The 21,234-nt window shown below is 72.5% G+C and carries 16 protein-coding genes; 6 read left to right on the top strand and 10 right to left on the bottom strand.

The genetic code is table 11. The features are described from left to right. Nucleotide 1: 1 nt before the first annotated feature. A complete protein-coding gene (dhaM, locus tag ABZT47_RS24445; protein WP_354846254.1) occupies nucleotides 2–394 on the top strand; it encodes a dihydroxyacetone kinase phosphoryl donor subunit DhaM in 393 nt (130 codons plus the stop codon). 59 nt (nucleotides 395–453) lie between these two features. Here dhaM and ABZT47_RS24440 read toward each other — a convergent pair whose 3' ends face one another. Then, on the bottom strand, nucleotides 454–807 hold the full coding sequence (locus ABZT47_RS24440) for a DoxX family protein (RefSeq protein ID WP_354846252.1): 354 nt from the start codon (nucleotides 805–807) through the stop codon (nucleotides 454–456). 96 nt (nucleotides 808–903) lie between these two features. On the opposite strand from ABZT47_RS24440, the gene ABZT47_RS24435 reads away from it, so the two are divergent. Then, nucleotides 904–1,251, top strand: a complete 348-nt coding sequence (locus ABZT47_RS24435) for a helix-turn-helix domain-containing protein (protein ID WP_354846249.1) — start codon at nucleotides 904–906, stop codon at nucleotides 1,249–1,251. Between the two features lie 849 nt (nucleotides 1,252–2,100). Continuing rightward, entirely contained in the window at nucleotides 2,101–3,948 is a 1,848-nt protein-coding gene (locus ABZT47_RS24430; protein WP_354846246.1) for a beta-ketoacyl synthase N-terminal-like domain-containing protein, read from the top strand. Between the two features lie 236 nt (nucleotides 3,949–4,184). Here ABZT47_RS24430 and ABZT47_RS24425 read toward each other — a convergent pair whose 3' ends face one another. From ABZT47_RS24425 to ABZT47_RS24415, 3 genes are all read right to left on the bottom strand, one after another. Next, a complete protein-coding gene (locus ABZT47_RS24425) occupies nucleotides 4,185–6,110 on the bottom strand; it encodes an acyclic terpene utilization AtuA family protein (RefSeq protein ID WP_354846244.1) in 1,926 nt (641 codons plus the stop codon). A gap of 131 nt (nucleotides 6,111–6,241) precedes the next feature. After that, nucleotides 6,242–8,473 (bottom strand): catalase/peroxidase HPI, encoded by a 2,232-nt coding sequence (katG, locus tag ABZT47_RS24420; RefSeq protein ID WP_354846241.1) that lies wholly within the window; start codon nucleotides 8,471–8,473, stop codon nucleotides 6,242–6,244. 35 nt (nucleotides 8,474–8,508) lie between these two features. Next, on the bottom strand, nucleotides 8,509–8,913 hold the full coding sequence (locus ABZT47_RS24415) for a Fur family transcriptional regulator (RefSeq protein WP_354846515.1): 405 nt from the start codon (nucleotides 8,911–8,913) through the stop codon (nucleotides 8,509–8,511). 343 nt (nucleotides 8,914–9,256) lie between these two features. Between ABZT47_RS24415 and ABZT47_RS24410 the strand changes: the two genes are divergently transcribed. Continuing rightward, nucleotides 9,257–9,982, top strand: coding sequence for a GntR family transcriptional regulator (locus ABZT47_RS24410; protein WP_354846239.1), 726 nt, complete (start codon nucleotides 9,257–9,259; stop codon nucleotides 9,980–9,982). Nucleotides 9,983–10,098: 116 nt separating this feature from the next. Here ABZT47_RS24410 and ABZT47_RS24405 read toward each other — a convergent pair whose 3' ends face one another. The 3 genes from ABZT47_RS24405 to ABZT47_RS24395 form a co-directional block, all read right to left on the bottom strand. Beyond that, on the bottom strand, nucleotides 10,099–11,811 hold the full coding sequence (locus ABZT47_RS24405; protein ID WP_354846236.1) for an AMP-binding protein: 1,713 nt from the start codon (nucleotides 11,809–11,811) through the stop codon (nucleotides 10,099–10,101). Between the two features lie 353 nt (nucleotides 11,812–12,164). Next, on the bottom strand, nucleotides 12,165–12,833 hold the full coding sequence (locus ABZT47_RS24400; protein WP_354846512.1) for a pyridoxamine 5'-phosphate oxidase family protein: 669 nt from the start codon (nucleotides 12,831–12,833) through the stop codon (nucleotides 12,165–12,167). 156 nt (nucleotides 12,834–12,989) lie between these two features. Then, nucleotides 12,990–13,244 (bottom strand): Smr/MutS family protein, encoded by a 255-nt coding sequence (locus ABZT47_RS24395; RefSeq protein WP_354846233.1) that lies wholly within the window; start codon nucleotides 13,242–13,244, stop codon nucleotides 12,990–12,992. Nucleotides 13,245–13,535: 291 nt separating this feature from the next. Between ABZT47_RS24395 and ABZT47_RS24390 the strand changes: the two genes are divergently transcribed. Then, complete coding sequence (locus ABZT47_RS24390; RefSeq protein ID WP_354846230.1) at nucleotides 13,536–16,922, top strand: S8 family serine peptidase; 3,387 nt, start codon at nucleotides 13,536–13,538, stop codon at nucleotides 16,920–16,922. 119 nt (nucleotides 16,923–17,041) lie between these two features. Here the strand turns inward: ABZT47_RS24390 and ABZT47_RS24385 are convergent, their stop codons facing one another. The 3 genes from ABZT47_RS24385 to ABZT47_RS24375 form a co-directional block, all read right to left on the bottom strand. Next, entirely contained in the window at nucleotides 17,042–17,713 is a 672-nt protein-coding gene (locus ABZT47_RS24385) for a lytic polysaccharide monooxygenase auxiliary activity family 9 protein (RefSeq protein WP_354846228.1), read from the bottom strand. 209 nt (nucleotides 17,714–17,922) lie between these two features. Next, nucleotides 17,923–19,227, bottom strand: a complete 1,305-nt coding sequence (locus tag ABZT47_RS24380) for an aspartate aminotransferase family protein (RefSeq protein WP_354846225.1) — start codon at nucleotides 19,225–19,227, stop codon at nucleotides 17,923–17,925. A 131-nt stretch (nucleotides 19,228–19,358) separates the two neighbouring features. Beyond that, nucleotides 19,359–19,841 (bottom strand): anthrone oxygenase family protein, encoded by a 483-nt coding sequence (locus tag ABZT47_RS24375; protein ID WP_354846222.1) that lies wholly within the window; start codon nucleotides 19,839–19,841, stop codon nucleotides 19,359–19,361. 213 nt (nucleotides 19,842–20,054) lie between these two features. On the opposite strand from ABZT47_RS24375, the gene ABZT47_RS24370 reads away from it, so the two are divergent. Next, nucleotides 20,055–21,230 carry a histidine kinase gene (locus ABZT47_RS24370; RefSeq protein WP_354846220.1) on the top strand — a complete coding sequence of 392 codons (1,176 nt, stop codon included), beginning with the start codon at nucleotides 20,055–20,057 and terminating at the stop codon, nucleotides 21,228–21,230. The last annotated feature ends 4 nt before the right edge of the window (nucleotides 21,231–21,234 follow it).

Here is a 21,234-nt window from a genome sequence, read left to right as displayed (position 1 = left end):
GATGAGCATCCCCGAACGGCGGGTCGGCATCGTCCTGGTCTCGCACAGCGACGCCCTGGCCAGGGAGGCGGCGGCGCTTGTGCGGCAGATCGCGGGCGCGCACGCGCGCGTCGCGCCGGCCGGAGGGACCGACGAGGGCGGCTGCGGCACCAGCGCCGACAAGATCGCCGCGGCCGTCGAGGAGGTCGACCAGGGAGCCGGCGTGGTGCTGATCCCCGACCTCGGCAGCTCGGTGCTCACCGCCCGCCTGTTCGAGGAACCCGGCTCGGTGGTCATCGCGGACGTGCCGTTCGTCGAGGGGGCCATCTCCGCCGCCGTCCTGGCCGCCACCGGCGCCCCGCTCGCGGACGTCCTGGCCGCGGCGCAGGAAGCGAGGACCTACCGCAAACTCTGACCGGCGGCGGGCTCTCCCGGCCGGCCGGGGCAACAGGCGCCGGCCGGGAGACCAGGCCGCTAGGCCGCCATCGGCAGCAGGACGGCGAGCACGACCGACAGCAGGCAGAGGACCGCGGCGGGCGCGGTCTTGTCGAACTTGTCGCCCGTCCGCACGTGGACGACCACCGCGCCCGCCATGAGCAGAGCCAGGCCCACGGCGGCGGCGATGCCCAGCGGCACGACCCACAGGCCGATGACCAGACCGGCGGCGCCGGCGACCTCGGGCACTCCGATCAGGCGGTACTTGGGGTAGTCGATGCCGAGGTGCTGCGCGCTCTCCCGCATCGCCGCCGCTCCGGCCAGCTTGGCCACGCCGGAGGCGGCGAAGGTCGCCGCGAGCAGGATGGTGAGGACGATCACGGCGATGTTCATGGGAACGGCTCCAGCTCTGGGAGTTCAAAGATCGGATGAAGTGCAGGAAGAGTATCTGCTTCAGATTTGGAACCCACAAGGGGTTAGACTCCGGACATGGATGCGGACGGGGCGGACCACCTGGTCTGCGGTCATCTGTTCCACGTCTTCGCGCTGCTGGGCAAGCGGTGGAACGGCCTGATCATCGGAGCGCTGCTCGGCGGTCCCGCCCGCTTCAGCGAGCTCGAACGGGGCATCCCGGGCATCGGCGGTCCCATGCTGTCGCGCCGGCTGGTCGAGCTCGCCGAGGTCGGCCTGGTCGAACGGCACGTCGAGACCGGCCCGCCGGTCGAGGTGTCCTACCGGCTCACCCCGGCGGGCGAGGGCCTGCGCCCGTCGGTGGAGGAGCTGCGCCGATGGGGAGAGAGGTTCTGCGGCTCACCTCCCCCGCCCGCCTGCTCCTGACCGTTGACGGCGGCCGGCCGGGCGCGCCGATCGCCCGGCGCCCGGAGGCGGGCGCGCCGGCCGCGCTCGCGAAACGCTTCGATACCGCGGAGCGAAACCTTTGCGACGCAGGTGGGAACGGGGAGCTAATCGGCCGCCCGGGCCGCGGCGGGCACGGGGACGGCCCCGGACGGCTCCACGTGAACCGGGGCCCAAAACGCCGTGACCGTGTCGCAGGGAATGGCCGATTTCATAACTCGTTGCAAACCCTAACGGCGCCGGCGGCGCCGGCGGCCGGTGGAGGAACGCGACCGGCCCGCCCGGCATTCCCGGACGCCCGTACGCCCCGCCGGGCGCGTACCTCGCATGAGGAGGCGCACGGCGATGCCGCGACAGGCCGCGCCCGAGAACCACGGCGGCACCCCCACCAGGTACGCGGGCATCACCGTTGCGCTCGCACCGGGTCCGCGAGGATCGCCGTGGCGCCCGCGCCGGATCCGCGGGACGAGCCGTGGCGCCCGCCGCGAACATGAATATTCATCGGGATATCACCCCGGATATTCCGGCGTTGATACAAGTGTACCGTGATGGCCGTCTTGACGTATCCGGCGGACGCATCTTAGAGTTTCGACGGGATTAGGGGCAGGGAATGGGGCTTCCTGCGCACGGGGAATCACCATACGCCGGGCGACCGGCCGCGTACTCGACACTTCGCGCGCACTGTTCCGGTATTCAATTATTTAATTCCGGCCGTCGCACATGAGAGTGACTCATGACATACTCCGCCGCGTACTTCGCGGGCCCCCGGCCGTTGGCGGCCGGCATCCGCCGCACACCGCACCGCGCCCCGGCCGGTGAGGGGGGGCGCCGATGAACGACCCCATCGCCATCATCGGAATGGGGTTCAGGCCCCCCGGCCCGTCCGGCCCCGGCGACCTGGAAGGGCCGCTCGAAGACGCCCTGGTCACCGCCGTCGAGCCCCCCGGCCCCTCCTCCAGGAACGCGCCAATGCCCGACCGGCTGTACCTCGACACGCACGCGCCCCCCGTCGGCAGGGGCCGCACCCATCTCGGCGTCGGGGGGCCTTTCGCGCGCGCGGACAGCGTGTACGCCGAGGCGAGGAGGCGCAGGCCCGGCAGGAGGGGGCGGCCGCGGGACGCGCGGGGATGGCTCCCGGACGCGGAGGGGCTCCTGTCGCACGCCGACGGGCTCCTCCCCCACGCGCAGAGGCTTTCTCCGGACGCGGACGGCCTCCTCCCGCACGCGGAGGGGCTCGTGCCGGACATGCACGGCTTCGACGCGGTGCTCTTCGGCATGGACGCCGACCAGGCGGCGGGCCTGGACCCGCGCCAACGCCTGCTGATGATGACCGCGTGGGAGGCGCTGGAGGACGCCGGCCTTCGCCCGAGCCGCGTCGCGGGCGGCCGCACGGCCGTCTTCATCGGAAACGCGCACATGGACGAGCCCGAACGTCCCTCCCGCCCATCCCGTGCCCCCCTCAGGACGCTCACCCCGCGCGACCACCGCGGCACGCTCTCCCGGCGGTTGTCGGCCACCTTCGGACTGTGCGGGCCGAGCGTGACCCTGGACACCGCCTGCACGTCCTCGCTGACCGCCGTCCATCTGGCCTGCCAGAGCCTGCGCACCGGCGATACCGGCCTGGCGCTCGCGGGCGGGATCGACCTGCGACCGCTCGCCGACGAGGGCGCCCCAGGTCCCTGGGACGCGCTGACGGTCCAGGACGCCCGCCGCGGGTTCGCCCGCGTGCCGGCGCGCGGACGCCGCCAGGGGGATGGCGTCCGGGTCGTCGTGCTCAAGAGGCTCGACCGCGCCCTCGCGGACGGCGACGCCATCCGCGGCGTCATCCTCGGCACGGCGGTCTCCAGCGACGGCGCGACGGACGGTCCCGTGCTCAGGCCGGCCGCGTCCGGCATGATCGACGCGCTCCGCTGGGCGTACCAGGACGCCGGAGCCGACCCCACGGCCGTCGACCACCGCGAACGGCCGCCGCTCGCGGGAGCGGACGGAGGTGAAGACGGCTCGGGGCACGTGCGAGCGGACTCCGGCATGGCCGGGCTGATGAGCACCGTCCTGCGCCTGGAGCAGGAGCCGCGGCAGGACCTGGACCTGGATCTGGAGTACGGCATGGCGCCGCCGACGCCCGCTCCCGACGGCCCAGGGACGCCCGTCCCGTGGCACCGGCCGGCCGTTCCCGCGTCGCCCGCGCCACACGACCTGCCCGAGGGGGCCGTCGCCAGGGTGAGCGGCACGGGGTTGTCGGCGGTGAACGTGCACGTCGTGCTCGGCCGGGCACCGGCCGTGCCGCCCCGCCGCTCCCCCGCGTCGCGGCGCCACCACCTGTTCACCATGTCCGCCCTCAGCCAGGAGGCACTGGCCCGGCTGGCCCGCGCCTACCTCGCCCTGCTCGAAGGCGACGACGCCCCGCCGCTGAGCGACCTGTGCTACAGCGCGGCCGTCCGCCGCGACCACCACCCACTCCGGTTCGCCGCGGTCGTGGAGTCGGCGGGAGACCTGCGCGAGGCGCTGGCGGCTTTCCCTCAGCCGCGCCCCTCGACCGGCGCGCCGCTCGACGGCCTCGCCGCCAGGTACCTGCGCGGGGAGGAGCCCACCGACTGGGAGGGCGCCTTCGACGTCGGAGCGGTGTTCGTCCGTCTCCCCCTCTACCCGTGGCGAGCCGCCCCTCACTGGTCCGGCTGACCCGCCACCACGGCCGGCGCACGCCATCGCGGCGCTTCCGCGATCGCGGCCACGGGACGGACGCCCTCGCGGACAGGGGCGGACGCCTCTGTGGTCAAGGGCGGGCGCCTCTGTGGTCAGGGACGGACGCCCCGCGATCAGGGGCGGACGTTCCGGTCAAAGGACGGACGTTCCGGTCAAAGGACGGACGTTCCGGTCAAAGGACGGACGTTCCGGTCAAAGGACGGACGTTCCGGTCAAGGGGCGGCCGTCCTCGCGGCCTTGGCGGCGAGGACGGCGGACGGCGGGACCTCGACCAGGCGGGACAGGACGAACTCCCCGAGTGCCTTGGCCTGGGCGTCGAAGCGGCTGGTCGCCGTCGCCCCCTCCCCCAGCAGGCCGTGCACCACGAAGTTCAGCGCGCGCAGGTTGGGCAGCTCGTGGCGGTCGATCGGCAGGCCGGCGGCCTCGGGGAGCAGTTCGCGCAGCCGGTCGACGGTGAGCGCGCGCCGCATCCAGCCATAGGACTCCTCGTCGCGCGCCCACAGGCCGAGGTTGGCGTTCCCGCCCTTGTCTCCCGACCGCGCGTCGGCCACCTCACCCAGCGGCACCCGCACCGGGGAGTCGCCCGCGTCCTCCGGCGTCACGGCCCGCCCGCTCACGGTCGGTCGCCCGGCCCGCCCCTCCACAGCCGGTTCACTCGGGGGCGGTTCACCCAGGGCCGGCCCGCTGCCGGCCGGGGAACCGGCCGGTCGGCGCATAGTCGGGCCGGTCAGAGCGGGGCCGGTCAGAGCGGGGCCGGTCAGGATGGGGTCGGCGGTGGGGGGCCAAGGGACGGGCTCGACGGTGCCGTCGGGCAGGACGACGCGGTGGTCGACCTCGGTGATCGGGACGGTCGCCGGCCAGTACGTGCCGTAGCTGCGCGCTCCCTGGGGCGTCCCTGTGGCGTAGAACCCGGGATAGCTGCCGAGTGCGAGCCCGACGACCAGGCCGGAGAACGCCCGTCCGACGGCCTTCTCCTGCGGTCCCTTGACCGCGACGCGCAGCAGGCACGAGGCGGCGTTCTGGTCGGCGGCGTCCGGCGCGGCCGTGCCGACGCGCTGGAAGTCGGCCGAGCACCCCTCGCCCAGCCCCTCCCGCACCGCGCGCTCGGCGAGCGCGGCCTTCTCCTCGATGTGGCGGCCGGTCAGCACGAGGGTGATCTCGTTCTCGTAGCCGCCGAGCGCGGTGATCGCGACCTTGGCGAAGGGCGGCGGGGGCGCGCCGCGCGTCCCGCTGATCTCGACGCGGTCCGGGCCGGCCTGCCTCAGCGTCACGGTGTCCAGGAGCGTGGTCACGTCCGGGTTCAGGTACCGGGTGCCCTGGATCTCGTAGACGAGCTGCGCGGTGACCGTGCCGACCGTCACCGCTCCCCCGGTGCCCGGGTGCTTGGTGATGACCGCGCCGCCGTCGGCCGCGACCTCGGCGATCGGGAAGCCGGGACGGGTCAGGCCGGGGAGCTCCAGGAAGGAGGAGTAGTTGCCGCCGGTGGCCTGCGCGCCGCACTCGATGACGTGCCCGGCGGCGACGGCCCCGGCGAGGCGGTCCCAGTCGTCGCGGGCCCAGCCGTGCCACCACGCCGCCGGTCCGGCGGTGAGCGCGGCGTCGCTGACCCGGCCGCAGACGACGATGTCGGCGCCGGCCGAGAGCGCGCGGGCGATGCCCCATCCGCCGAGGTAGGCGTTGGCGGTGAGCGGCGTGAGCCCCGACCCGGCGAGCGGGGTGCCGCGCTCGGCGTGCGCCAGCGGGTGGCCGGCGGCCTGGAGTTCGCCGAGCCGGTCCAGCAGGTCGTCCCCGGTGACGCAGGCGACGCGCGGCGACAGACCGGCGGCGTCCGCCAGGGCGGTGAGACGGGCGGCCAGCCCGCGCGGGTTCAGCCCGCCCGCGTTCACGACCACCTTGGTCCCCCGGTCGAGGACCGCGCCGAGGACGGGGGCGAGCTGCGCAGGAAAGCTCGCGGCGTAGCCGGCCTCGGGGTCGCGGGCCCGCCCCTTGGCCAGGACGAGCATCGTCACCTCGGCCAGGTAGTCGCCGGTGACGACGTCCACCTCGCCGCCGGTCACCATCTCGGCGATGGCCGTGTGCCTGTCCCCGTAGAACCCCGAGGCGTTGGCGATGCGGACCGGCCGGCGCGCGGCGTCCATCGCGCCCTCCTCACCTGCTCACCCGAACGATCTTTCCGCCTACTGTGCCACGCCGGCGGCGTCCGCCGTACAGATCGCCCGGAGGAAGCGCGTGCGGGCCGGCCGGAGCCCGGCCGGCCCGCACGTCGCGATCAGACGAGGTCGAACCGGTCGAGGTTGGACACCTTGACCCACGCGGCGACGAAGTCCTTGACGAACTTCTCCTTCGCGTCGTCGCAGGCGTAGACCTCGGCGAGCGCGCGCAGCTCGGAGTTGGACCCGAACACCAGGTCGGCGCGGCTGCCGATCCACTTGACCTGGCCGGTGGCGTCGTCGCGGCCCTCGAAGGTGCCGGCGTCCTCGGCGGTCGCCTTCCACGTCGTGCCCAGGTCGAGCAGGTTGACGAAGAAGTCGTTGGTCAGGGTGCCGGGGGTCCGGGTGAAGACGCCGAGCGGCGACTGCTGGTAGTTCGCGCCCAGGACGCGCAGGCCGCCGACCAGGACGGTCATCTCGGGGGCGCTGAGGGTCAGCAGGTTGGCCCGGTCGAGCAGCAGGTACTCGGCCGGCAGCCGGTTGCCCTTGCCGAGGTAGTTGCGGAAGCCGTCGGCGGACGGCTCGAGCGCGGCGAACGACTCGACGTCGGTCTGCTCCTGCGAGGCGTCCACGCGGCCCGGCGTGAAGGGCACCTCGACGGCGAAGCCGGCGTCCTTGGCGGCCTTCTCGACGGCGGCGGCGCCGGCCAGCACGATGAGGTCGGCGAGCGAGATGCGCTTGCCGCCGGTCTGGGCGGCGTTGAAGGACTCCTGCACGCCCTCCAGGGTGCGCAGCACCGTCGCGAGCTGGTCGGGGTCGTTGACCTCCCAGCCGTTCTGCGGCTCGAGGCGGATGCGCGCGCCGTTGGCGCCGCCGCGCTTGTCGCTGCCGCGGAAGGAGGAGGCCGACGCCCAGGCGGTGGACACCAGCTGCGACACCGGCAGGCCGGAGTCCAGGACGCGGCTCTTGAGGAAGGCGATGTCCTCGGCGTCGACGAGCTCGTGGGTCACCGGGGGCAGCGGGTCCTGCCAGAGCAGCGTCTCCGAGGGGACCTCCGGGCCGAGGTAGCGCACGACCGGGCCCATGTCGCGGTGGGTCAGCTTGAACCACGCGCGGGCGAAGGCGTCGGCGAACTCGCCGGGGTTCTGCAGGAACCGCCGCGAGATCTGCTCGTAGATCGGGTCGACGCGCAGCGCGAGGTCGGTGGTGAGCATCGTCGGGGCGTGCGTCTTCAGCGGGTCGTGGGCGTCGGGCACGGTGCCGGCCCCGGCGCCGTCCTTGGGCTTCCACTGGTGGGCGCCGGCGGGGCTCTTGCTCAGCTCCCACTCATAGCCGAACAGGATCTCGAAGAAGCTGTTGTCCCAGGTGATCGGGGTGTTGGTCCACGCGCCCTCGAGGCCGCTGGTGATGGCGTCGCCGCCCTTGCCGGTGCCGAAGGAGTTCTTCCAGCCGAAGCCCTGGTTCTCCATGGGAGCGGCCTCGGGGTCGGGGCCGACGTGGTCGGCGGGGCCGGCGCCGTGGGTCTTGCCGAAGGTGTGGCCGCCCGCGATGAGGGCGACGGTCTCCTCGTCGTTCATCGCCATCCGGCGGAAGGTCTCACGGATGTCGCGGGCCGAGGCCAGCGGGTCGGGGTTGCCGTTCGGGCCCTCGGGGTTGACGTAGATCAGGCCCATCTGCACCGCGCCGAGCGGGCTCTCGAGCTCGCGGTCGCCGGTGTAGCGCTTGTCGTCCAGCCAGGTGGACTCGGGGCCCCAGTACACGTCCTCCTCGGGCTCCCAGACGTCCTCGCGGCCGCCGGCGTAGCCGAAGGTCGTGAAGCCCATCGACTCAAGGGCGACGTTGCCGGCCAGGATCAGCAGGTCGGCCCACGAGAGCGCCTTGCCGTACTTCTTCTTCACCGGCCACAGCAGGCGGCGGGCCTTGTCCAGGTTGCCGTTGTCGGGCCAGCTGTTGAGCGGGGCGAAGCGCTGCTGCCCGGCGCCGGCGCCGCCGCGGCCGTCGCTGATGCGGTAGGTGCCCGCGCTGTGCCACGCCATGCGGACCATGAACGGGCCGTAGTGGCCGTAGTCGGCCGGCCACCAGTCCTGCGAGGTGGTCAGCACCTGGGCGATGTCCTGCTTCACGGCCGGGAGGTCCAGGGACTTGAACGCCTCGGCGTAGTCGAACTCCTCACCGAAGGGGTTGGCCACGGCGGGGTTCTTGGCGAGGATCTTCACATTCAGCCGCTCCGGCCACCACTGGCGGTTTCCGCCGCCCTGGGTCGGGTGCGGGGCGCGCTCGTGCGCGACCGGGCAGCCACCTCCGCCCTCCGCCTTGGCGTCGGTGACGATTGCATCATGGTTCTCGGACATGGAGATCCTTAGGGACTAGGCGAATATCAGGGTGCTCAGGAACTGCGGGCGGTGGAACAGTCGTGGCACAGGCCCCAGTAGGTGACCTCGGCCTCGTCTATCGAGAACGCGTGGTCGTCGGAGGCGGTCAGGCACGGCGCCTCGCCGACCGCGCAGTCGACGTCGGCGACGACGCCGCACGAGCGGCACACGACGTGGTGGTGGTTGTCACCGACGCGCGACTCGTAGCGGGCCACCGAGCCGGACGGCTGGATGCGGCGCACCAGGCCCGCGGCCGTCAGCGCGTGCAGCGAGTCGTACACGGCCTGGTGGGACACCTCGGGGAGGTCACGGCGCACGGCGCGGATGATCGAGTCGGTGTCGGCGTGCGGATGCGCGTACACCGCGCTCAGCACCGCCACCCGTGGACGGGTCACGCGCATCGCCGCGCCGCGCAGCATCCGCTGGTATTCCGAGGTCGTGGCCACCGCAAAAGACTGGCCTATTTTCTTGAATCAGTCAAGAATACGCGCCGCCGAGTCGGACGATGTTCACCCGGCGGACACGCGGAGTCCCCGGGCCGGGGAGGATGAGCGGGTCACCTGGCACGGCGGGAAGGATGCGCGCGTCACCCGGCACGGCGGGGAGGGACGGCCGGTGACCGGTACGCGCACAGGACGCCTCAGACCCGGAATCCGGTACGTAGCATGCTGCATGTCAACATTCGGGACGGCAAGGGGTGTTCCGGTCATTCAGCGGTAGAGTCCCCCAGGAGTCGAATCACAGCGGAAAGGTCCCCCCTCGGTGCGAACGGTCGGCGGCGCGTCCAGCCTCACGGAGCAGGTGATCGCGGCCGTCCGTGAGGCGATCCACTCCGGCGAGCTCCGTCCCGGCGAGCTGTACTCGGTGTACCAGCTCGCCGCGCAGCTCAACGTCTCACGCACGCCCGTGCGCGAGGCCATGCTGCGCCTGGCCGAGGCGGGCATGGTCCGCTTCGAGCGCAGCCGGGGCTTTCGCGTGCTGCGGCGCGACCCCAAGGAGATCGCCGAGGTGTTCCAGCTCCGGCTGCTGCTGGAGGTCCCGGCGGCGCGCGTCGCCGCCCGCCGCGCCGGTCCCGAGGTCGTCGAGGGCATGCGCGGCGAGCTGGCGCTGATGCGCGCCGCCGCCGAGCAGGACGACGAGCCGCGTTTCATGCGCCACGACCGCGCCTTCCACGACCTGCTGCTGAACGCCGGCGCCAACCGCAGGCTCGTCGGCATCGTCGGCAACCTGCGCGACGCGACGATGACGCTGGGCGCCTCCACCGTCGACCGCTCGCGCTCGCTGGTGGACATCGCCGCAGAGCACGAGCCGATTTTGGCCGCGGTGGAGGCCGGCGACGCCGCCGCGGCGGCCGCGGCGATGCGCGCCCACGTCGCGCGCAGCGGCGAGCTGCTGCTGGCGCAGGTCGCGGCCGAGAACGGCGTCGCCGCCGACCCCGAGGACGTCGACCTGATCCGCGCCCCCGGCGTCGCCGAGGCCGAGTCCTAGCACGCCGGTCCGCCGGCCCGCGATCCGCCGGGCCGCGGATCGCCGGCCCGCGGATCGGCGGGCCGCCCTGCCGAGGCCCGCGCCTCCCGTGCGCGCCGCCGGCGGGGCGGGGAAGGCTACCGGGGCGGTTCGGCGGGGAAGTCGGTGTCGCGGTACTCCCCGGCGGGGCGGTCGCCGGCGGCGGCGTGCTTGTCCCGTTCGCCGTCGCGCAGCTCCACCCGCCGGATCTTGCCCGAGATGGTCTTGGGCAGCTCGCCGAACTCCAGCCGCCGCACCCGCTTGAACGGCGCGAGGTGGGCCCGGCAGTGCGCGAAGATGGCCGCCGCGGTCGCGGCCGTCGGGTCCCACCCGGCCGCCAGGACCACGTACGCCTTGGGCACCGCCAGCCGCACCGGGTCGGGGGACGGGACGACGGCGGCCTCGGCGACGGCCTCGTGCTCGATCAGCACGCTCTCCAGCTCGAACGGCGAGATGCGGTAGTCCGAGGCCTTGAACACGTCGTCGGTGCGGCCGATGAAGGTGATGTAGCCCTCGGCGTCCCGGGCTCCGATGTCGCCGGTGTGGTAGTAACCGCCGGACATGGCCTCGGCCGTGCGCCCGTCGTCGCCGTGGTAGCCGGCGGTCAGCCCGAGCGGGCGGCGGGCCAGGTCCAGGCAGATCTCGCCCTCCTCGGCCGGCTCTCCGGTGATCGGGTCCACCAGGACCACCCGGTACCCGGGCGCGGGACGTCCCATCGCGCCCGGCTTGAGCTGCTGCCCGGGCGTGTTGGCCACCTGGACGGTGGTCTCGGTCTGCCCGTAGCCGTCGCGGATGGTCAGCCCCCAGGCGGCGCGCACCTGGTCGATCACCTCGGGGTTGAGCGGCTCACCCGCGCTGACCGCCTCGCGCGGCGGGGTGCGCAGGCACGACAGGTCGGACTGGATGAGCATCCGCCACACCGTGGGGGGCGCGCAGAAGGCGGTGACCCCGCAGCGGTCGATCTCGCGCAGCAGCCGCGCCGCGTCGAAGCGGGTGTAGTTGAACACGAACACGCACGCCTGCGCGTTCCAGGGCGCGAACACGTTGCTCCAGGCGTGCTTGGCCCACCCCGGCGAGGAGATGTTCAGGTGCACGTCCCCGGGCCGCAGCCCGATCCAGTACATCGTGGACAGGTGGCCGACCGGGTAGGAGGCGTGGGTGTGCTCCACGAGCTTGGGCCGGGCCGTGGTCCCCGAGGTGAAGTACAGCAACAGCGGGTCGTCGGCCGCGGTGGGCCCATCCGGTTCGAAGGCGGGGTCGTGGTCGTAGGCGGCGGCGTAGTCCAGCCAGCCGGGCACCGGCCCGCCGACGGCCACGCGGGTGTAGGCGCCGGGCACGCCGTCGAACTTGGCGGCGTCCGCCGCGCCCGCGACCACGTGCCGCGCGCCGCCGCGCTCGACGCGGTCGCGCAGGTCGGCGGGGCCGAGCAGCGGCGCCGTGGGGATCAGCACCGCCCCCAGCTTCATCGTCGCCAGGATCGTCTCCCACAGCTCGACCTGGTTGCCGAGCATGAGCACCAGGCGGTCGCCGCGGCGCACGCCCTGGGCGCGCAGCCACCCGGCCACCTGCGAGGAGCGGCGGGACATGTCGGCGAAGGACAGCCTGCGCTCGGAGCCGTCCTCCTCGACGATCCACAGCGCGGGGTCGTCGTTGCCCCTTGCGATGACGTCGAACCAGTCGAGCGCCCAGTTGAACCGGGACGGCGCCGGCCATTCGAACTTCTCGTAGGCGGTGGCGTAGTCCTCGCGGTGGGCGAGCAGGAAGTCGCGGGCCGCGCGGAACACCTCCGTGCCGTCAGTGGTCTGCACCATGTCGTTCTCCTCCCGGCGCTGCCGTGCCTGCACGATGGTGGACCCGGACGGCCCCCTCGTGCCACCCCCGGACGGCGCCGGACGCCGCTCCCGCCCGGCCCGCGCACCGCGTTCACGGCCGTGACCTGCGCCTTCGGGCGGAGTTATCATCGAAGAGAGGAAGCGATCGAACGCCTGAACGCCTTCGGCCTCGCGGCGCCGCCCCGCTCGGGCGGCGCTTGGACCCGGCTCTGCGCATGGCCGACCGCTTCCTCCATCTCTGCCCGCCGCTCCCCGAGGTGTGCGGCGCCGGCGGGGGCGGCGTCCACGGCGAGGTGACGCTCAGAGCGAGGGCGACAGCTGAGGAGAGGCGTTCAGCTCCGGTAGAGGCGCTCGGCGTACTGGGCGCCGTAGTAGCGCTCCAGCTCCGCGAGGCTCTCCTCGGTCGGCTGGATGGCCTTGACGATCTGCGCGTGCGGCGGCAGGACGCCCGGGTCCCAGGTGGCGGGCTTCCAGAGCGACGAGCGCATGAACGCCTTGGCGCAGTGGAAGAAGATCTGCTCGATCTCCACGACGAGGGCCAGTTGCGGCCGGTGTCCCTTGACGACCATCTGGTCGAAGAACGGGGCCTCGCGCAGCAGGCGGGCGCGGCCGTTGATGCGCAGCGTCTCGTTGCGGCCGGGCACGAGGTAGATCAGGCCGACGTGCGGGTTGGCCAGGACGTTGAGGAAGCCGTCGGCCCGGCGGTTGCCCGGGCGCTCGGGGATGGCGATCGTGGTGTCGTCCAGGACGAGCGTGAACCCGGGCGGGTCGCCCTTCGGTGAGACGTCGCAGGCGCCGTCCGCGTCCGCCGTGGCGATCAGGCAGAACGGGGAGGCCGCGAGCCACTCACGGTCGAGCTCGTGCAGGGCCGTGCGCTCCTTGGTGACCGCCCGGGGCATCACCTCGCCGAGCAGCGCGCGCAGCTCGGCTTCGGAGGTGACCTCGGCGTATCCCTCCCGCGAGGCCCGCGTGCCGGACGCCGCGCCGGACGCGCGCCCGATGGCCTCCTCCAGCCGGTCGGCCGCACAGGCGGCCCCGCTCTCCTCGACGTCCTGGACGTTCTCCGGCACGGTGTCCCCTTCCGCTAGCCGATCATGACCGAGGTCAGCCTATTTCATCGGTCTTATACGCTTTTGCGGGGGTCGTCACCCTTTGCGTCACTTCCAGCGGAAGTAGACGAACAGGCGGCCGTGGTTCTTGGCGTCCTTGTCGATGCGGTGGTACAGGGCCTTGACCTCCTTCTGGTCGAGGAAGCGCAGCACCTTCTTCTTGAGCTGGCCGGACCCCTTGCCGGGGATGATCTCGACCTCGGTGGCCTTCTTCTGCACCGCCTCCTGGATGATGCCGCGCAGCGCCCGGTCGATCTCGCCGCCCTTGTTGTAGATGTCATGGAGATCAAGCTTCAGCTTCACGCCCGTGATTGTACGCGGCCCGCTTTGGAACGGTCCGCTAACTGCGACGATCACAGCATTTAACCGTTCCATGTCCACATTTGGTCAGATATTGCTGCTGATCGAGGCTTACCGCGATCTAGGCGGAAAAGTGGCGCGCATCTAGACTCCGTCTGAGTTCGGCGACCCGGAGACGGCTCGCCGGCCAGTGTCGCCCGACGGGGAGGGTGGGGTCCTTTCCCGTGCGCACGGGTGACGCGACTCCTCCATGCCCGCCGGGCGGCGAGTCCAGGTGGTTCACCAGGAGGTGTCGTGCCACGCAAGCCCCTTCCCACCCTCTTATCCCGGTCGCGCCGCGTCGCGGCGGCCGGAGCGAGTCTCGCGGTCATCGCGGTGATGAGCCCGGCCGTGCCGGCGTCCGCCGATCCCTCGCCGAGCACGGCGACGGGCTCGGCGAGCCCCGCGACCGGTTCGACCAGCAAGTGGAAGGCCACCGCGCTGACCCCGGCCGACCGCGTCCAGGGGGCCAGGTCCCCGAGCGGCAAGCTGGCCAGAAGTGACGCATCCCTGTTCGGGGCGACGTCGGCCAAGCCCGTCAACGTGGTCGTGAAGCTCGACTACGACTCCCTCGCCGCCTACAAGGGCGGAGTGGACGGGCTCAAGGGCACCAGCCCCTCGGTCACCGGCAAGAGCCTGGACGTCACCAGCACGGCGGCCAAGCAGTACGAGAAGCACATCGAGGGCGTCGAGAACGCCTTCCTCGGCGAGCTCGGCAGGCGCCTCCCCGGCGCCAGGGCGGGCCAGAAGCTGCGCACCGTCTACGGCGGCATCGCGCTCAGCGTCCCGGCGAACAAGGCCGCCGACCTGCTGAAGCTGCCCGGCGTCGCCGCCGTGCAGAAGGACGACCTGCAGCACCCGCTGACCGACGCCAGCTCCGACTTCATCGGCGCCCCCACGATCTACAACAAGCTCGGCGGCACCAACTCCTCCGGCAAGGGCGTCATCTTCGCCAGCCTGGACTCGGGCGTCTGGCCCGAGCACCCCTCCTTCGCCGACCCCGGCGGCCTGCCCGCTCCCCCGCCCACCAAGGACGGCACGCCGCGCGTGTGCGACTTCGGCGACAACCCGCTGACGCCCGCCGCCGACCCGTTCGTCTGCAACCACAAGCTGGTCGGCGGCCGGCCGTTCATCGACACCTACAACGCCGTCTACGGCGGCGAGGTGTACCCCGACAGCGCCCGCGACTCCAACGGGCACGGCACCCACACCGCCTCCACCTCGGCCGGCGGGCCGGTGGCGGACGCCAACCCGCTCGGCATCAGCCGCGGCCCGATCCACGGCATCGCCCCCGCGGCGGCCGTGTCGGTGTACAAGGTCTGCGGCGCCGAGGGCTGTTTCTCCTCCGACTCCGCCGCCGCCGTGGGCCGCGCCATCCTCGACGGCGTCCGCGTGATCAACTTCTCGATCTCGGGCGGCGCCGACCCCTACAGCGACCCGGTCGAGCTGGCGTTCCTGGACGCGTACGCGGCCGGGGTCTTCGTCTCCGCCTCGGCCGGCAACGCAGGGCCCGGCGCCGGGACCACCGACCACGCCTCGCCGTGGGTGACGACCGTCGCCGCCTCCACGCAGACGCGCACCTTCCGCTCGACGATCACGCTCAACGGGACCGGCGGCGCCAAGGCCACCATTTCGGGCGCCTCCATCACCCAGGGTGTCACCACCGCCCGGCCCGTGGTGTCGGCCGCCGCCCCGCCGTACTCCGACCCGTTGTGCCTCACCCCGGCGCCTCCGGGCCTGTTCAGCGGCAAGATCGTCGTCTGCCAGCGCGGCCCCAACCGGGTGCTCAAGGGCTTCTCGGTCCGGCAGGGCGGCGCGGCGGGCATGATCCTCTACAACGCGACGCCGCTCGACGTGATGACCGACAACCACTGGCTGCCGGCCGTCCACATCGACCAGCCCGAGAGCACGACCCTGCTGAACTTCCTGGCCGCCAACCCCGGCGCGACGGCGTCGTTCACCCAGGGCGCCAAGACCACCTGGCAGGGCGACGTCATCACGACGTTCTCCTCGCGAGGGCCGGCCGGCGACTTCCTCAAGCCGGACGTCACCGCGCCGGGCCTGCACATCCTGGCCGGGCAGACCCCGACGCCGGAGTCTCCGCTGGAGGGCCCGCCCGGCAACCTCTACCAGGTGATCGCCGGCACCTCGATGTCGTCGCCGCACGTGGCCGGGGCCGGCGCGCTGCTGTTCGCGCTGCACCCGGACTGGACGCCGGGCCAGGTCAAGTCGGCGCTGGAGACCACGGCCAAGACCGCGGTCACCAAGCAGGACCGGGTCACCCCCGCCGACCCGTTCGACTACGGCGGCGGCCGCATCGACCTCACCAAGGCCGGCGACCCGGGGCTCACCCTGGACGAGACGGCGGTCAACTACGCGGCCTCGGCGGCCGACCCGCTGAACCGCATCGACCTCAACGTGCCGTCGGTGAACGCGCCGGTCATGCCCGGCATCATCACCGCCAAGCGGACGGTCACCAACGTCACCGACAAGACGCTCACCTACACCGCGACCGGCACCGCGCCCAGCGGCGCCAACGTCACGGTGCTGCCCCCGCTGTTCAGCGTCAAGCCCGGCAAGAGCGCCAAGCTGACCATCGTGGTCACCGCGCCGGACCTGCCCGAGGGGCAGTACTTCGGCCAGGTGAACCTCAAGCAGGTCGGCGGCTCGCGCGACCTGCACCTGCCCGTCGCGTTCTACCGCAAGGAGGGCGTCGTGCCGGTCGACCAGACCTGCGCGCCGGCCACCATCGCCAAGAACACCGGCGAGTCCACCTGCACGGTGACCGTGGAGAACACCACGCTCAAGGACACCGAGGTCACCGCGCTCAGCACCCTGGACGCGCGGCTGCGGCTGAACGGCGTGACCGGCGCGACCAAGGTGGGCACGCAGATCGCCACCACCAAGGCCACACTGGCCGGGCGGCAGCCCGACCGCCCGGCCATCGCCCCCGGCGCCGGCCCGGCGGGCTACCTGCCGCTGGACGCGTTCGGCATCGCGCCGACCCCGATCGGGGACGAGGAGTCGGTGAACTTCAACGTCCCGGCCTTCACCTACGCGGGCAAGAGCTACACCCGCCTCGGCGTGGTCTCCGACGGCTACAGCGTCGTGGGCGGCACCAACGGGTCGGCGGACGTCTCCTTCAGCCCGCAGACCCTGCCCGACCCGGCGACGCCGAACAACGTGCTGGCCGCCTACTGGACCGACCTGGACGGCGGCGGCGCCCCCGGCGTCTACGCCGGCACGCTGACCGACGGCGTGTCCACCTGGCTCGTCATCGAGTGGCGCGTCCACCTGTACGGGACCTCGAGCCTGAAGGTCTTCCAGCAGTGGATCGGCGTCAACGGCGCCGAGGACATCACCTACGCCTACGACCCGTCCAACCTGCCCGGTGATCCCGGCGCCTCCTACGGGCTGACCGTGGGCGCCGAGAACTCCGACGGCACGGCCGGCGCCCAGATCTCCGGGCCGCCGACCGAGGACTACCGGGTCAGCAGCACCCCCGGCGCCCCCGGCGGCAAGCTGACCTACACCATGAAGGTCAAGGGCGTGAGCTCCGGCGTGGGCTCGGTCACGACCGCCACCTCCACCGACGAGGTGAAGGGCATCACCATCGAGGTGGACAAGATCACCGTGCAGTGACCCGGTCGCCTCGGTGCTCACTCAGGTGAGCACCGAGGCGATCTCGGCAAGGGCCCGGTCCCCTCCGCACGGGGCGGCGTGCGGAGGAGACCGGACGGTCGCGGGCGGCGGGCCGTTCGTCAGACGAAGTTGACGTCGCTGCAGAAGTAGTAGTTCTGGTCCGCGTGCGAGGCCTTCCAGATCGTGTAGATCACGTGCCGGCCGGTGCGGGACCCGCGCGAGATGTTGTTGATCATGTAGGTGTTGGCCTGCGCGTACCTGCCGGTCTCCCGGACCAGTTCCAGGTTGTTCCAGCCGAGCGGCGTGGTGAGGGCGTTGTAGCCCTGGCGGGTGATGTAGACCCTGATGTAGTCCGCGCCGTGGGCGGCCTGGTCCATCAGGTTGATGTTGAACGTGCTGCCCAGGTTGGTCATCTTCCACGCGCCGGGCCTGTCCATGGAGCGATAGCGGCCGTTCTCGGTCAGACCGGCGCTGCAGAGCTGGCCGTTGGGGATGACGCCCTGGTGGTTGCCGGCCACGTTCTCGCGGTAGAGCCCGTTCCAGTTCCACATGGCGTTGACGTTGTCCTGCCACGCCTGCCAGCACATCGGGTCCTGCTGCTGCATCGAGGGGTTCTGGAAGTCGTTGCCCCAGCGCAGCCAGCAGCCGTAGTTGCGGGAGGCGGGGTTGACGACCGACCCGTGCGCCGACGCGGTCCCGGTGAAGGGGACCGAGGACAGCAGGACCGCGCACATCAGGACGGCCAGCGCGCGAAAGGCGCGACGGGGTGAGCGAAGAATGCGGTGGGACATCGTGCGGTCTCCGTGTTCCGGTCGGGGGGATTCCGGGGAAGGGGAGCGCTCCCGCACCCGCGACGCTATCTGACGCCCCACCTCCACACAAACGACCTCGGCAGGTCAACCCCGGACTGACCAGCGAAGATCGCCCTATTAGTTTGGCGACCAGCCGAAAGACGCGGCCCCACGGCCATCGGCCCCCCTGAAAATTTCAGCAGGCCGGCTCAGAACCGTCGGAGGTGCACGGCCTTGATGGACGCCTCCAGGATGTCCACGCCGGCGTGCAGCTCGTCCTCGCTGATCGTGAGAGGCGGGGCGATGCGGAAGATGCCGCCCATCCCCGGAAGCTGGACGATGTTCATGTGCAGCCCGCGTTCGAGACAGGCCGAGGTGACCGCCTTGCCCAGCGCGTCGGCGGGCGCCTTGCTCTTCTTGTCCTCGACGAGCTCGACCCCCTGGAGCAGACCCCGGCCGCGGACGTCGCCGACCACCTCGTACTCGTCGCGAAGCGCCAGCAGCCGCTCGGCGAGCAGGCCGCCCAGCGTCGCGGCACGCTGCGGGAGGCTCTCGCGGTCGATGACGTCGAGGACCGTCAGGGCCACGGCGGCGGCCAGGGGGTCGGAGACGTGGGTGGTGTAGAACAGGAAGTCCCGGTCGTGGCAGACCTGCTCGATCTCGGCGGTCGTGACCACGGCCGCCACCGGCAGCCCGGCTCCCAGGGTCTTGGACAACGTCAGGATGTCGGGCGCGACCCCGTCGCGCTCGAACGCGTACATCAGCCCGGTGCGGCCGAGAGCGGTCTGCGCCTCGTCCAGGATGAGCAGCATGCCGCGTTCGTCGCACATCTCTTTGAGGCGGCGCAGATACCCGGGCGGCAGGTCGATGATGCCGCCCGAGGACAGGATGGGCTCGATGAGGCAGGCGGCGAGACTGCCGGCGGACTGCCGGTCGACCAGGGCGAAGCCGTAGTCGAGTTCGGCCTCCCAGTCGTGCGACCCGTCGGAGGACCGGAACGGCGAGCGATAGGCGTTCGGCGCGGGCAGCGCGAGGTTTCCCGGCATCGGGGGACCGTAGCCGCGCCGCCCGGCGGAGAAGGTCGCGGCGGCGGCCCCCTGCGTCATGCCGTGCCAGGAGCGGTCGAATGAGACGATCTCGAAGCGGCCGGTGGCGAGCTTGGCCATCTTGATCGCTGCCTCGTTCGCCTCGGCTCCCGTGGTGAGCAGCAGCATCTTGGCGAGCGACTCGGGCAGGGTCGCGGTGAGCCTGCGGGCCAGCTCCAGCACCGGAGCGCTGAGCATGCCACTGAAGAGGTGGTCCAGCGAAGCGACGGCCGAGGAGACCGTGGCCACGATGTCCGGGTGGGCGTGGCCGAGGATGGCGCTCATCTGCCCCGAGGTGAAGTCGAGGATCGCCCGGCCCTGGCGATCGTAGACGTACGCACCGGCGGCACGCTCGATGACCCGTGGGGTGAAGCCGCCTCCATACCGGACCAGAAGGCGGTCCGCATCGTCCCAGAACGCCGAATCCATGCCAACCCTCTCACCGCGTCCGAAGACGACGCGGGATCTTCCCCTCCACGCCGTCCCCGATCGCGAAACTCGCAACCAGCGAACGAACACGACGCATCATCCTCTTCGGCGGCGTCGGCCGCATCAACGGCTCACCCCTTGGCGCCGGGCGTGCGTCGTCGTTCGGAGGTGACCAGGAGGAGGACGACGAGGGCGAAGGCGGTGAGGACGGTGCCGGTGCGGATGAGGTTGAACATCTCCCACCGGTCGAGGACCGCGGCGTACCCGGGGGGCGGCGATGTGACCGCCCACTTCTCGATCAGCGGGTGGAGGGGGACGTTGCCGAACCGGGTGATCAGGAACGTGGTGAGCACCAGCGCCGCCGAGGCCGCGGCCAGCAGCCTCGGGACGCCGGCGGCCATGACGGCCAGCGCCAGCGTGCTGAGCAGCGTCAGGCCCATCAGCGCCTGCATCACCACGCCGTTGACCTGCATCAACGCCGCGTGGAAGGTCAGGCGCACCGGGACGGGCACGGCGTGGAAGGCGTAGACCACGTTCACGACGCCGTAGCCGAAGGCCCCCGCGAGCAGGCCCGTGGTGAGGGCGGTCAGCGCTTTGACGAGTCGGAAAAGCACGATTGGAAGCTCCTGCCGAGATGATGTCCCCGGACGGCGATCGTCGTCCGAGCGGCGATCGTCGCCCGTCCGGCGCCCGCCCGTCGTCCGGCCGCGGGAGATGCCCCGGTACGCCCCGGAGCGCACGGGCCGGCGGATGTACCACGGCGGGAGTAGGCCGGGTTACGCCCTGGAGCGGAGGAGACGCGGCGCGGCAGGCTCTACCGTGCTGGGATGGGGTTCGCGCACGAAGGCCGGGCACCGGCCGTGTCCTCCGGGCGGCCGTGGCGCCCGCTCGCGATCGACGTCCTGCTCGCCGCCGTGGTCACCCTGCTGTCGGTGGCCGACGCCGTGTCGCTCCCCCGCGCGGACCCGCTGGACTACCTGATCCTGCTGGCCGGCACCTGCTCCGTCGTGGCCTGGCGCAGGGCTCCGGCGGCCGCCCTGGTCGTCGCCACGACGTTCATGCTGGTCTACGCGCTGCGGACGCACCCGGGGCCGTCGGCGGCCTTCCCGGTGCTCATCGCGGTGTTCGCCGTGGTGCGGTCGGGCCGCCGTATCCTGCCCGCCGTCGCCGGCGCCGCGTTCCTGCTCGGCATCGTGGCCGACAACGTGCTGACCGCCCCCGTGCAGGACCGCCAGCACCTCAACCAGTCGGCCGTCCTGCTGCTCGGCTGGTTCCTCGCGGCCGGCGTCGGGGGGACGGTCACCCGGCACCGGCAGGCCTACCTCGAACAGGCGCGGCAGCGGGCCGCCGAGGCCGAGCGCACCCGCGAAGAGGCCGCGCTGCGGCGTGCCGGGGAGGAGCGCCTGCGCATCGCCCGGGAGCTGCACGACTCGCTCACCCACAGCATCTCCATCATCAAGGTTCAGGCCGGCGTGGCCGTCCACCTCGCGCGCGGGCGCGGCGAGGAGGTTCCGGAGGCGCTGGTGGCCATCCAGGAGGCCAGTGGCGAGGCGATGCGCGAGCTGCGCGCCACCCTTGAGGTGCTGCGCGACTCGGCCGGGGACCCGCCCGGCACCGGGCTGGACCGGCTGGACGACCTGGTGGCCCGGGCGCGCTCGGCCGGCCTGCCGGTCACCGTGGAGATCACCGGTGAGCCCCGCGCGCTGCCCGCCGGCGTCGACCGGGCCGGCTACCGCATCGTCCAGGAGGGGCTCACCAACGTGACCCGCCACGCCGCCGGGCACACCGGTGCACGGGTCCACGTGGGCTACGGCCCGGCGGCGCTGACCGTGCGGGTCGATGACGACGGCGTCCCGCCGGCCGGCCCGCCGCCCGTGCCGGGCGTGGGACTGACCGGCATGCGCGAACGGGTCGCCGCCCTCGGCGGCCGGCTGCACGCCGGGCCCCGCCCCGGCGGCGGCTTCACCGTCCGCGCCGAACTCCCCTTGCAGGACCGCCCGTGAGCGG

This window comes from Sphaerisporangium sp. NPDC005289 (assembly GCF_040607455.1).
GTDB classification, from domain to species: Bacteria; Actinomycetota; Actinomycetes; order Streptosporangiales; family Streptosporangiaceae; genus Sphaerisporangium; species Sphaerisporangium rhizosphaerae.
Note: the sequence above shows the minus strand (reverse complement) of the source record. Positions and strands in the feature narration are given on the sequence as shown.